11 protein-coding genes are annotated in these 12,793 nt (G+C 68.1%); 6 read left to right on the top strand and 5 right to left on the bottom strand.

From position 1 onward, the window contains the following. Positions 1-6: 6 nt before the first annotated feature. From M8R19_RS28540 to M8R19_RS28530, 3 genes are all read right to left on the bottom strand, one after another. Positions 7-1,128: an aromatic ring-hydroxylating oxygenase subunit alpha gene (locus M8R19_RS28540; protein ID WP_249919599.1), complete on the bottom strand. Its 1,122-nt coding sequence runs from the start codon at positions 1,126-1,128 to the stop codon at positions 7-9. 137 nt (positions 1,129-1,265) lie between these two features. Then, complete coding sequence (locus M8R19_RS28535) at positions 1,266-2,870, bottom strand: BCCT family transporter (protein WP_283939520.1); 1,605 nt, start codon at positions 2,868-2,870, stop codon at positions 1,266-1,268. 252 nt (positions 2,871-3,122) lie between these two features. Beyond that, complete coding sequence (locus M8R19_RS28530; RefSeq protein WP_058490192.1) at positions 3,123-4,208, bottom strand: tartrate dehydrogenase; 1,086 nt, start codon at positions 4,206-4,208, stop codon at positions 3,123-3,125. Positions 4,209-4,311: 103 nt separating this feature from the next. Between M8R19_RS28530 and M8R19_RS28525 the strand changes: the two genes are divergently transcribed. Then, positions 4,312-5,226, top strand: a complete 915-nt coding sequence (locus M8R19_RS28525) for a LysR substrate-binding domain-containing protein (RefSeq protein ID WP_249919597.1) — start codon at positions 4,312-4,314, stop codon at positions 5,224-5,226. Positions 5,227-5,660: 434 nt separating this feature from the next. Here M8R19_RS28525 and ung read toward each other — a convergent pair whose 3' ends face one another. Then, complete coding sequence (gene ung / locus M8R19_RS28520; protein ID WP_116424049.1) at positions 5,661-6,356, bottom strand: uracil-DNA glycosylase; 696 nt, start codon at positions 6,354-6,356, stop codon at positions 5,661-5,663. A 71-nt stretch (positions 6,357-6,427) separates the two neighbouring features. Here ung and M8R19_RS28515 point away from each other — a divergent pair, with 71 nt between their 5' ends. Beyond that, positions 6,428-7,297: an HDOD domain-containing protein gene (locus M8R19_RS28515; RefSeq protein ID WP_249919596.1), complete on the top strand. Its 870-nt coding sequence runs from the start codon at positions 6,428-6,430 to the stop codon at positions 7,295-7,297. 3 nt (positions 7,298-7,300) lie between these two features. Here the strand turns inward: M8R19_RS28515 and M8R19_RS28510 are convergent, their stop codons facing one another. Then, positions 7,301-8,182 (bottom strand): AraC family transcriptional regulator, encoded by an 882-nt coding sequence (locus tag M8R19_RS28510; protein WP_116424051.1) that lies wholly within the window; start codon positions 8,180-8,182, stop codon positions 7,301-7,303. Positions 8,183-8,323: 141 nt separating this feature from the next. Between M8R19_RS28510 and M8R19_RS28505 the strand changes: the two genes are divergently transcribed. The 4 genes from M8R19_RS28505 (at position 8,324) to mmsB (ending at position 12,744) form a co-directional block, all read left to right on the top strand. Beyond that, entirely contained in the window at positions 8,324-9,487 is a 1,164-nt protein-coding gene (locus tag M8R19_RS28505) for an isobutyryl-CoA dehydrogenase (protein ID WP_058070267.1), read from the top strand. Between the two features lie 287 nt (positions 9,488-9,774). Beyond that, the gene (locus M8R19_RS28500) at positions 9,775-10,593 is read left to right on the top strand and encodes an enoyl-CoA hydratase (RefSeq protein ID WP_009618757.1); all 819 of its coding nucleotides are present in this window, start codon (positions 9,775-9,777) and stop codon (positions 10,591-10,593) included. 10 nt (positions 10,594-10,603) lie between these two features. Beyond that, on the top strand, positions 10,604-11,707 hold the full coding sequence (gene dspII / locus M8R19_RS28495; RefSeq protein ID WP_249919595.1) for an enoyl-CoA hydratase/isomerase DspII: 1,104 nt from the start codon (positions 10,604-10,606) through the stop codon (positions 11,705-11,707). A gap of 146 nt (positions 11,708-11,853) precedes the next feature. Further along, on the top strand, positions 11,854-12,744 hold the full coding sequence (gene mmsB / locus M8R19_RS28490; RefSeq protein WP_061562120.1) for a 3-hydroxyisobutyrate dehydrogenase: 891 nt from the start codon (positions 11,854-11,856) through the stop codon (positions 12,742-12,744). Positions 12,745-12,793: the final 49 nt, after the last annotated feature.

Here is a 12,793-nt window from a genome sequence, read left to right as displayed (position 1 = left end):
TGGCCATCAGTCGTCCAGGTGGGCGACGGCGATCAGGTTGTGGAAGTGGGCGATGCCGTGCTCGCTGATGCCGCTGCGCTGCTTGTCCACCATGATCCGGCCCTGGCCGCGGTAGCCGCGGGACTTCAGGCCCTTCTGCACGCTTTCCACCAGGCGCAGGTCCTCGGGGCGGAACACGTCGCGGTACCACTCCACCAGCACCTTCTGCTCCTCGGTCAGCTCCTTGTCGAGGAAGTAGATGTCGTAGTGCTGCAGGGTGGTCTCGGCGTCCACCGGGAACTCATAGATCACGGTCATGAAGTTGGCGCCCGGCGGCACGTTGAACATGGTGCACGGCCAGGCCCAGAAGCCGGCGAAGGACGGGTCCTTGACCGATTCATCGACCTTGAACGACTGCTCCGAGGACTTGGCGATGCCGTACTGCAGGCTCCAGTTGCCGTGCAGGGTGTGGCCGTACTGGCCGACGTCCACCGAGTCGGCGAAGCTGGGGTGCGCCGGGCCGCAGTGGTAGCACTCCAGGTAGTTGTCGACGATGGACTTCCAGTTGGCCGGGGTGCTGGTGACGAAGCGCGCCGCCAGCTGCAGGTCGTCGATCACCGCGCAGGCCTGGCGCATGCGCGCCTGCAGGCCCGGCAACTGGTCTTCGACGCTGCCGGCGTCGTTGTCCATGTTGATGAAGATGAAGCCGGCGTATTCCTCCACGCGCAGCGGCACCAGGCCGTAGTCGCCCTTGTCGAAGCCCTGCACGGCGTCGCAGTTGCGCACGTGGGTCAGCTCGCCGTCGAGCTTGAAGGTCCAGGCGTGGTACGGGCAGGCGATGACGTTCTTGGCCTTGCCGCTGCCTTCCAGCAGCTGGTGGCCGCGGTGCGGGCAGACGTTGTAGAAGGCCCGCAGCACGCCGTCGCGGCCGCGCACGACGATGATGCTTTCGCCGATCACCTCGCGGGTGATGTAGGCGTTGTTCTCCGCCACTTCGCTGCGGTGCCCCACGCAGATCCAGCTGCGGGCGAAGATGTTTTCCTTCTCGTGCTCGTACACCGCCTTGCTGGTGTAGAAGTGCGCGGGAATGGTGAAGGCTTCTTCGTGGTTGGCGCAGAAATCGGCCGGCAGGCGTTGGAAGTCGTTCATCGGTTGGTCTCCGGTTTCAGGCACGGGCGTCGCCGTGCTTTTTACTTATTGGTTAACGGATATCTGCTGGTTAACAAGCCGGGCAAAAAAATTTGCCGCGGGGTGCCCGCCTCCGCTCGGGAGGCGGGCCGTATCGCTTACTGCGCGGGCGCCGCGGCGGCCACCGGCTGCGGCTCTGCATGGGGCTCCTCGCCGGCCAGGCGGGTGGCCTCTTCCTCGATCAGGTGCGCCGGCATCGAGCCGTAGTCCTGCACCATCCACTTGAGGAAGCCGTAGATCTTCACCAGCAGGATCGCCATGAACGGGATGGCGGTCAGCACTACCGCGGTCTTCATGGTCGACAGCGAGGCCTTGGCGAAGAGCATGGCCAGCGGCACCAGGGTCAGGGTCACGCACCAGAACAGCCGGTGGGTCGGCGTCGGGTCGTCGCCTTCCTGCAGGTTGCGGGTGCTGGTGGCGGCCACCGCGTAGGCCGCGGCGTCCATGTGCGAGGCGCAGAACACCGCCATGATGAACAGGTACACGGCGAGGAACGCCTTGCCCATCGGCAGGGCCGCCAGCAGCGCTTCCACCGCGCTCTCGCCGCCGTGTTCGCTGAGGATCTTCGGCACGTCGATGGCCCCAGTGATGAACTGGTGCATGCTGTAGCTTTCCAGCGCGCCGAAGAAGAACCAGCAACCGAAGCTGCCGCCCATCAACAGGGCAAACACCACTTCCCTGATCTGCCGGCCGCGCGACACGCGGGTCACGAACATGGCCACGCCGGGCGCGTAGGACACCCACCAGAGCCAGTAGAACACCGTCCAGTTGCGGGTGAAGGCGCCGTCCCCGGCGGGGTCGGTGAACAGGCTCATGTGCACGTAGTTCTGGATCATCAGGCCGAAGGCGTTGGCCGTGTTGTTGATGGTGAACTGCGTCGGGCCGACCAGCAGCACCACCGCGGCGAACACCAGGGCGCCGTAGCAGACCATCTTGCTCAGGTGCTGCAGGCCGCCATCGATGCCGATGTAGGAGCTGAGCGAGAAGAGCACGGCGATCACGCCGATGACCATCAGCTGCACCATGAAGGTGTCCGGCGTGCCGACCAGGCCGGAGAGACCGCGGGTGAGCGTCGAGGCGGTCAGCGCCAGGGACACGGTGAGCGCGCCCATCATGGTCAGCAGGAAGATCAGGTCCACCGCGCGGCCCACCGGGCCGGTGGCCTTGAAGCCGGTGACGGCCTCGACGATGGAGGCCAGGTTCAGGCCGCTCTTCTTGCGCACGTGGAAGTGATAGGCCATGGCCAGCGAGGCCAGGGCGTAGATCGACCAGGCGCTGATGCCCCAGTGGAAGAACGAGTAGCTGACGCTGTACTCCAGCGCCTGGGCCGACTCGGGAACCATGTTCAGGCCGGGGGTCTGGTAGTAGTAGGCCCACTCCATCACACCCCAGTACAGGGTCGAGGAGCCCATGCCGGCGCAGATGAACATGAACACCCAGGTGGCGGTGGAATATTCCGGCTTGCCGCTCCCCAGGCGGATGTGGCCGTACTTGCTGAAGGCCAGGTACAGCACCACCAGGGAGCTGGAGAACACCAGCAGCTGCACGCTGGTGCCGAAGGTGCGGGTGGAGAGTTCGAACAGGGTGTTGGCCAGCTGCCCGGACTGTTCCGGGAACGCGGCCAGGCCGACCACGGTGAGCAGCACGGCGACGAGGCTTACGGTAATCAGGAACACATCAATCTTTTTGTTCTTGTGCGACATCAATCGACTCCTGGAGCTATGGAAGTCTCCCCGCCCGCGGGTAGGCAAATCCCGTCTGTGGGTGGGAAGGGCTGTTTCGTTCGGCTGAGCTTGCTCTTTCCTCTGTAAACCTTAAGTTAACCAAAATCCAATGGTTAACATTGTGCCCGCAACGCTTTCTGCCTGCAAGCCTGAAGCGCAGGTCTGATGGGGCTTTCCGGATGATTGGCGGCCCGCTGCGCCTTCCCGTTGCGCAGCGGGCCGCCGGGTAACTCAGCCGGCGACGCGTGCGGCGATGGCCTCGCCCACTTCCTGGGTGGAACGCTGGCCGCCCATGTCGCGGGTCACCTCGCCTTCGGCGATGACCTGCTCGATGGCCGCGAGGATGTCGTCGTGGGCGGCGCGGTAGCGCGCGTCCCCCTGGCCGAGGAAGTCCAGCATCAGCGCGCCGGACCAGATCATGGCGATGGGGTTGGCGATGTTCTTGCCGTAGATGTCCGGCGCCGAGCCGTGCACCGGCTCGAACAGCGAGGGGAACTTGCGCTCGGGGTTGAGGTTGGCCGAGGGCGCGATGCCGATGGTGCCGGCGCAAGCCGGGCCGAGGTCGGAGAGGATGTCGCCGAACAGGTTGGAGGCCACCACCACGTCGAAGCGCTCGGGCTGCAGCACGAAGCGCGCGCAGAGGATGTCGATGTGCTGCTTGTCCCAGGTGATCTGCGGGTAGTTGGCGGCCATGGCCTCGGTGCGCTCGTCCCAGTAGGGCATGCTCACGGCCATGCCGTTGGACTTGGTGGCCGAGGTCAGGCGCTTGCGCTCGCGGCTCTGGGCCAGATCGAAGGCGTACTTGAGGATGCGGTCGACGCCGCGGCGGGTGAACACCGATTCCTGCAGCACGAACTCGTTCTCGGTGCCTTCGAACATGCGCCCGCCCAGGGAGGAGTACTCGCCCTCGGTGTTCTCGCGGATCACCACGAAGTCGATGTCGCCGGGCTGCTTGTTCGCCAGCGGGCACGGCACGCCGGGGAACAGGCGCACCGGGCGGATGTTCACGTACTGGTCGAACTCGCGGCGGAACTTCAGCAGCGAGCCCCACAGGGAGATGTGGTCGGGCACCTTGTCCGGCCAGCCGACGGCGCCGAAGTACAGGGCGTCGAAGCCCTGCAGCTGCTGGAACCAGTCGTCGGGCATCATCTTGCCGTGCTGCAGGTAGTAGTCGCAGCTGGCCCACTCGAAGTGCTCGAACTCCAGCGCCAGGCCGTGTTTGGCGGCCGCCGCCTGGACGACGCGCAGGCCTTCGGGGAGGACTTCGTTGCCGATGCCGTCGCCGGCGATGGCGGCGATGCGATAGGTCTTGCTCATGCTGGGCACACTCTTGTGGCTGTAGGGCTTGTCGTGCCGACCATGCTATAAGCGCCATTCGAAAACATAATCCCGCTTTCCATGGATTCTTAAGACACGAATCGTGAACAATCTGCCGAACCTGGAAGACCTCGCCGTCTTCGTCCAGGTCGCCAAGCGCGCGAGCTTCGCCGCCGCCGCCAGCGAGCTGGGCATGTCCACCGCCTTCATCAGCAAGCGCATCCGCCTGCTGGAGCAGAACCTCGGCGTGCGCCTGCTGCACCGCACCACCCGGCGGGTGTCGGTGAGCGAGGACGGCGAACGGGTGTACCACTGGGCGCTGCGCATCCTCGACTCGGTGCAGCGCATGGGCGACGAGGTCTCGGCGCTGCACCGCGAGCCCAGCGGCCAACTGCGCATCGCCAGCAGCCTGGGCCTGGGCCGGCGCTTCGTCGCCCCGGCGCTGTCGGAGCTGGCGGCGCGCTACCCGCAGCTGGACATCCGCCTGGACGTCCACGACCGCCTGGTGGACCTGGTGGCCGAGGGCGTGGACCTGGACATCCGCGTGGGCAACGAGATCGCCGCCAACCTCATCGCCAAGCCCCTGGCGAAGAACCGCCGGGTGCTCTGCGCGGCGCCGGCCTACCTGGAACGCCGCGGCACGCCGCGCAGCCTGGCCGAGCTGACCAGCCACGACTGCCTGGTGATCAAGGAGCGCGACCACCCCTTCGGCGTCTGGCACCTGGAGGGGCCCAGCGGCGAGGAGAACGTGAAGGTCACCGGTCCGCTGTCATCCAACCACGGCGAAGTGGTGCACCAGTGGTGCCTGGACGGCCGCGGCATCCTCCTGCGCTCCTGGTGGGACGTGCACGACAGCCTGGCCGACGGCCGCCTGGTGCAGGTGCTGCCGGAATACCAGCAGCAGGCGGACATCTGGGCGGTGCACGCCTCGCCCCTGGCCAGCTCGGCCAGGGTGCGGGTGGCGGTGGAGTTCTTCCGGCAGTATTTCGCCGAGCGCTATACGCTGCCGGAGAGCTGAGCGGAGAAGGCTGAAGGCTGAAGGCTTTTCGTAGGAGCGAGCTTGCTCGCGAACGGTGTTCACCGCTGGCAGTTGCGGTGATGGGTATCGCTTCGCTCAACACCATCCTACGGGTCTTGTGCTTACCGGAGGGGGTAGGAGCGGACTCCGTCCGCGATTGTGCTCCCCGTCGGCAATGGTGTTTCGGGTTGCCTCCTTACCCTCACCCCAGCCCTCTCCCAGAGGGAGAGGGGGCCGTTCGGCGCGGCCGGGTTGATCGGTTTCAGCCTGATACCGCAACGCAGTAGAACTTTCAGGATGAAGCCTGACTTCCACTCCGCTCAGGACAGCCCCCTCTCCCTTCAGGGCGGGGCGCGCAGCCGAGGGTTGGGGAGAGGGCCCGCGGCCACCCCCAGCACCGAAACACCCGGCATACACCACGCCGCCCCAGCCCCTCAAATATCCGGCAACGCCCAATCGATCGGCGTCTTGCCATTCTGCTCGAGGAATTTGTTGGTCCGGCTGAAATGCCCGTTGCCGAGGAAACCACGGTAAGCCGACAACGGCGACGGATGGGCGGACTTGAGGATCAGGTGCTTGCGCGGGTCGATCAGCTTCTGCTTGCTCTGCGCGTGGGAGCCCCAGAGCAGGAAGACCACGCCGTCGCAGCGCTCGTTGACCACCTCGATCACCCGGTCGGTGAACTGCTGCCAGCCGGCCTGGGCGTGGGAACCGGCGCGGGCCTGCTCCACCGTCAGCGAGGTGTTGAGCAGCAGCACGCCCTGCTCCGCCCAGTGCTGCAGGTAGCCGTGGCTGGGAATGGGGACGTTCAGGTCGCGCTGCAGCTCCTTGTAGATGTTCTGCAGCGACGGCGGCGCCGGCACCCCCGGCTGCACCGAGAAGCACAGGCCGTGGGCCTGGCCGGGACCGTGGTAGGGGTCCTGGCCGATGATCACCACCTTCACCTTGTCCAGCGGCGTGGAGTCGAGGGCGTTGAAGATCAGCGGGCCCGGCGGGTAGATCACCTTGCCGGCGGCCTTCTCCTTGCGCAGGAATTCGCCCAGCTCGCGCATGTACGGCTTGTCGAACTCCTCGCGCAGGGCACTCTTCCAGCTCTCTTCCAGTTTGATACGATCGTCGGTCTCGGTCATGGGACACCTGATGGAACATGGCCGCCGCACCCTAAGAAAAGCTCCCGCCCCTTGTCAATGCGGCAAAGTCCATGGATCCCTCGGAAAGCTCTCCTGCCATCCCCCCTGCCGACGCCGTGCGCTTCGCGCTGTACAACCGTTTCCTCAAGGGCGAGGCCAAGGTGCCGCAGATGCCCGAGTCGCACCTGCGCGTGCGCCGCCTGCTGGGCGATGCGCGTACTTCGCTGGAGCAGCTGGCGCGGGTGATCAACGCCGACCCGCCGCTGGCCGCCTACCTCATGCAGTTCGCCGAAAGCCCGCTGCTGCGCGGCGCGCGCCCCTGCGCCTCGCTGCGCGACGTTTTGGCGCGCCTGGGCACGCGGCGCCTGGGCAACCTGGTGCTGGGCTTCTCCCTGCGCAACCTCTACATCGGCAAGGAACGCATCCTCCAGCAGATGTTCCGCGCGCGCTGGAACGCCGCCCGCGAGCGCGCCGCCTACAGCGCCCTGCTCGCCCAGCACAGCCAGGTGGCCGAGGCCGACGACGCCATCCTCGCCGGCCTGCTGCAGGACGTCGGCAGCCTGCCGCTGCTGGCCGAGCTGGAGCGCTGGCCGCAGTACCCGCGCGATGCCGAGTCGCTGCAGCGCCTGTGCGAGCAACTGTCCGGCGACATCGGCGTGGTCATCATGACCGTCTGGAAGCTGCCCACCCTGACCATCGAATGCGCCCGCCAGCGCAGCCGCTGGAACCGCGAGCACGACGGCCCGGCCGACCTCGCCGACCTGGTGCAGGTGGCCGAGCAACTGCGCAATCCGGCCCTGGCCGGCGACGCCCTGGCCGAGCTGCCGGCGTTCCGCCGCCTGGCGCAGAACTGCCCGGCGCTGCAACAGCCCATCCCGCAGTTGCGCACGCAGTTGAACGAAGAAGTGAAGCTCTGGCAGCGCCTGCTCGCCGGCCGCTGAGCCTCAGCCCTGGTGCAGCGCCCGATAGTGGCTGGGCGCCATCCCCACCACCCGCTTGAACAGCCGCGAGAAGTAATAGGCATCGGCATAGCCGAGCTGCTCAGCCACCTGGCGCACCTCCAGGTGGCCCTGGTCGAGCAGGCGGCAGGCGTGGGTCATCTTCAGCCGGATGAAGTCCTGGATCGGCGCCTGGCCGGTCAGGGCGCGGTAGGTCTTGGCGAAGTGGAAGCGCGACAGGCGGAACTGCGCGGCCAGCTCGTCGAGGTTGAGGCTGCTGTCCAGGTGCTCGCGCATCAGCGCCTGCACCGCCTCGATGTCCAGCACCGCGCCGGACTTCAGCCGGGCGCGCACCGGGCGCAGCGCCAGGGAGGTCAGCAGGGCCTGCAGCAAATGCGCGGCGTGGATGAAGTGCGGCAGGCTCAGGCCCTGGCGGCGCAGCGCCAGCAGCGCGTCGAACTCCCCGCGCAGGCGCGGCTGCACGCCCACCCGCAAGCGTGGCGAGGAGCCCAGCGGGCGCAGGAACTCCTCGGCCAGGGCGCCGTCCAGGTGCACCCAGTAGATCGACCAGGGCCGCCCGGGCGCGGCGCCATAGGCGTGGGCCAGGCCCTTGGGCAGCACCAGCAGGTCGCCGGCCAGCACCTCGAATCGTCCATCCGCGCAGGTCAGCCAGCCCTCCCCCGCGTTGCAGTAGATCAGCAGGTGATCGTCCGGCGCCTGGCGCTCCATGCGGTGCCCGGCGGCGGCCGGGTAATAGCCCAGCGCCAGCGGGTAGCAGGCCTGGCCCAGCGGGTGCCGGGCCAGGGCGCGGCGCAGGCGCGGCGGGGTGATGAAGCGGACGCCCTGCTGCGGCAGGGGCCAGGCCGAGAGAAGCGGGCTGCCGGACATGCGGATGAATACCCTGGGAAGTCGATCCAATGCCAAGATCGTCCATCCCCGAGGCAAGATCGTCAATCCACAGCGGGGCCCGCCTCGCGCTATAACCGTGGCAGGCTGTCCCACTCCACAAGAACAAACCGAGGAAGCTCCATGGAATTCGATCTCAGCGAAGAACAGCGCCTGCTGGTGGAAAGCGCCAAGGCCTTCGCCCGCCACGAACTGGCGCCGCACGCCGCGGACTGGGACCGCGAGCACCACTTCCCGGTCGACGTCATCCGCCGCGCCGCCGAGCAGGGCTACCTCGGCCTCTACATAGCCGAGGACGACGGCGGCCTGGGCCTGTCGCGGCTGTCCGCGTCGCTGATCTTCGAGCAACTGGCCGCCGGCTGCGTGGCCACCACCGCCTACATCACCATCCACAACATGGCCGCCTGGATGCTCGCCAGCTTCGGCGACGCGGCGCTCAAGGCGCAGTGGCTGCCCGGGCTGATCGGCGGCGAGTCGCTGGCCTCCTACTGCCTCACCGAGCCGGACGCCGGCTCCGACGCCGCGCACCTGCGCACCCGCGCCCGCCGCGACGGCGAGGAATACGTGCTGGACGGCGCCAAGACCTTCATCTCCGGCGCAGGCTCCACCGACGTGCTGATCGTCATGGCGCGCACCGGCGCGGACGGCGCCAAGGGCATATCCTGCTTCCTGGTGCCGGCCAACGCCGAAGGCATCCGCTACGGCCGCAACGAGGACAAGATGGGCTGGAAGGCCCAGCCCACCCGCACCATCACCTTCGAGGGCGTGCGCATCCCGGCGGGCAACCGCATCGGCCCGGAAGGCCAGGGCTTCGTCTACGCCATGAAGGGCCTGGACGGCGGCCGCCTGAACATCGCCAGCTGCTCCCTGGGCGCGGCCCAGGCGGCGCTGGAGCAGTCGCTGCGCTACGTCGAGGAGCGCAAGCAGTTCGGCAAGGCCCTGGCCGAGTTCCAGGCCCTGCAGTTCAAGCTGGCCGACATGCTCACCGACCTCACCGCCAGCCGCCAGATGGTGCGCCTGGCCGCGCACAAGCTGGACCACAAGGACGCCGAGGCGACGCTGTACTGCGCCATGGCCAAGCGCTTCGCCACCGACCGCTGCTTCGCCCTGTGCAACGAGGCCCTGCAGCTACACGGCGGCTACGGCTACCTCAACGACTACCCGCTGGAGCGCTGGGTGCGCGACAGCCGCGTGCACCAGATCCTCGAGGGCACCAACGAGATCATGCGGGTGATAGTCGCGCGCCGCCTGCTCGACCAGGGCGGCATGCTCGACCGCCTGCTGTAGCGCCTTTGATCTTCGTAGGAGCGAGCTTGCTCGCGAACCCGTCCCGATTGTTCGCGAGCAAGCTCGCTCCTACGAAAAGCGGAAAGCGGAAAGCACGAAGCCCCGTAGGATGGGTTGAGCGAAGCGATACCCATGCCACGAAAAGCGCCGCGCAGAAAGATGGAAAAAACGCCCGCCCGGGCGGTCCAATCCGAACGCAACGGACATGGACGCCCGGGCCCGGGCCCCCTAGAGTCCCCGCATACCCCGGCGCCGGCCACGGCCCGCGCCCTGCCAAGGAGAACCCCATGAGCACCGCAGTCGAACCCTACAAGCCCGGCCACTTCGACCTGACCCACAAACTCACCGTGGAGAAGCACGGCCACACCGCGCTGGTCACCATCAACCACCCGCCGGCCAACACCTGGGACCGCGACTCGCTGATCGGCCTGCGCCAGCTCATCGAGCACCTCAACCGCGACGACGACATCTACGCCCTGGTGATCACCGGCCAGGGGCCGAAGTTCTTCTCTGCCGGCGCCGACCTGAACATGTTCGCCGACGGCGACAAGGCCCGCGCCCGCGAAATGGCCCGGCGCTTCGGCGAGGCCTTCGAGGCCCTGCGCGACTTCCGCGGCGTGTCCATCGCCGCGATCAACGGCTACGCCATGGGCGGCGGCCTGGAATGCGCCCTGGCCTGCGACATCCGCATCGCCGAGCGCCACGCGCAGATGGCCCTGCCCGAGGCCGCGGTGGGCCTGCTGCCGTGCGCCGGCGGCACCCAGGCGCTGGCCTGGCTGGTCGGCGAAGGCTGGGCCAAGCGCATGATCCTCTGCGGCGAGCGGGTAGACGCCGAGACCGCCCAGCGCATCGGCCTGGTCGAGCAGGTGGTGGACAGCGGCGAGGCCCGCGGCACCGCCCTGCTGCTGGCGGCCAAGGTGGCGCGGCAGAGCCCGGTGGCGGTGCGCACCATCAAGCCGCTGATCCAGGGCGCCCGCGAGCGCGGCCCGAACACCTGGCTGCCGGAGGAGCGCGAGCGCTTCGTCGACCTGTTCGACGCCGACGACACCCGCGAGGGCGTCAACGCCTTCCTGGAAAAACGCGAACCGAACTGGCGCAACAAGTAAGGATGACCCGATGAATGTACTTTTCGAGGAACGCCACGGGCTGCACGGCTTCCGCATCGGCATAGCGACGCTGGATGCGGAAAAGAGCCTCAACGCCCTCAGCCTGCCGATGATCGAGGCGCTGCTGCAGCGCCTGCAGATCTGGCGCGACGACCCGCACATCGCCTGCGTGCTGCTGCGCGGCGCCGGCACCAAGGCCTTCTGCGCCGGCGGCGACGTGCGCAAGCTGGTCGACGCCTGCCGCGAACACCCCGGCGAGGTGCCGGAACTGGCGCGGCGCTTCTTCGCCGACGAATACCGCCTCGACCACCTCATTCACAGCTACGGCAAGCCGCTGATCTGCTGGGCCCACGGCTACGTCATGGGCGGCGGCATGGGCCTGATGCAGGGCGCCGGGGTGCGCATCGTCACCCCGTCCAGCCGCCTGGCCATGCCGGAGGTGAGCATCGGCCTGTACCCGGACGTCGGCGCCAGCTGGTTCCTCGCCCGCCTGCCGGGGCGCCTGGGCCTGTTCCTGGGCCTGGGCGCCACCCAGATGAACGCCCGCGACGCGCTGGACCTGGACCTGGCCGACCGCTTCCTGCTGGACAACCAGCAGGAGGACCTGATCACCGGGCTGATCCAGCTGAACTGGCGCGAACAGCCCGAGGTGCAGCTGCACAGCCTGCTCCGCGCCCTGGAGCACGAGGCCCGCGGCGAACTGCCCGAGGCCCAGCTGCTGCCGCGCCGCGAGCGCCTGGACCAGCTGCTCGACGTGGCCGACGCCAACGACGCCTGGCAGGCCCTGGCCGCCCTGCAGAACGACACCGATCCGTTGCTGGCCAAGGCCGCGCGGACCCTGGCCAGCGGCTGCCCGCTGACCGCCCGGCTGGTCTGGGAGCAGATCCGCCGCGCGCGCCATTCGTCGCTCGCCGAGGTGTTCCGCATGGAATACGCCATGAGCCTGAACTGCTGCCGCCACCCGGAATTCCCGGAGGGCGTGCGCGCCCGGCTGATCGACAAGGACAACACGCCGCACTGGCACTGGCCACGGATCGCTGCCATACCTGAGGCAGTGGTGGACGCGCATTTCGAGGCGACCTGGGAGGGCGCGCACCCGCTGGCGGACCTGTAGCCCCGCCCCCTCCCCTGTAGGAGCGAGCTAGCTCGCGAACGCTTTTCACCGGCAGCCCCGGCGTGAGGCAGGTTCGCGAGCAAGCTCGCTCCTACGCAAAGACGTGCTTCGTGGCGTTCACCCCTGGCAACCAGAGGAGAACGCGGATGAAACAGATAGCCTTCATCGGCCTCGGCCACATGGGCGCGCCCATGGCCGCCAACCTGCTCAAGGCCGGTTACCTGCTGCGGGTCTTCGACCTGGTGCAGAGCGCCGTCGACGGCCTGGTGCCGCTGGGCGCCAGCGCCGCGCGCAGCGCCCACGACGCGGTGGACGGCGTCGACGTGGTGATCACCATGCTGCCGGCCAGCCAGCACGTCGAGGGGCTCTACCTCGGCGAGCAGGGCCTGCTGCAGCACATCGCCCCCGGCACCCTGGTGCTGGAGTGCTCCACCATCGCCCCGGCCTCGGCGCGCAAGGTCCACCATGCGGCGGCGGAACGCCGGATTCCCATGCTCGACGCGCCGGTCTCCGGCGGCGTCGGCGGCGCCGTCGCCGGCACCCTCACCTTCATGGTCGGCGGCGATGCCCAGGTGCTGGAGAAGGCCAAGCCGATCTTCTCCGCCATGGGCCGCAACATCTTCCACGCCGGCAGCGACGGCGCCGGCCAGGTGGCCAAGGTGTGCAACAACCAGTTGCTGGCCATCCTCATGATCGGCACCGCCGAATCCCTCGCCCTGGGCGTGGCCAACGGCCTGGACCCGCTGGTGCTGTCCGAGATCATGCGGCGCAGCTCCGGCGGCAACTGGGCGCTGGAGGTCTACAACCCCTGGCCCGGGGTGATGGAGAACGCCCCGGCCTCGCGCGGCTACGAGGGCGGCTTCCTCAGCGCGCTGATGGCCAAGGACCTCGGCCTGGCCCAGGAGGCCGCGCAGCTCACCGGCAACGCCACGCCGCTGGGCAGCCTGGCCACCAGCCTCTACCGCCTGCTGCTCAAGCAGGGCTTCGGCGACAAGGACTTCTCGGTGGTGCAGAAGCTGTTCGACCAGGGATTGTGAAGCACGGCTTACGAGTGCATGGCGACCCGGCCGGTTTTTCCCGCGCAGG

It is taken from the genome of Pseudomonas sp. R3.Fl (assembly GCF_023516765.1).
GTDB lineage: Bacteria > Pseudomonadota > Gammaproteobacteria > Pseudomonadales > Pseudomonadaceae > Pseudomonas > Pseudomonas citronellolis.
This window is presented reverse-complemented; position numbering and strand designations above follow the sequence as displayed.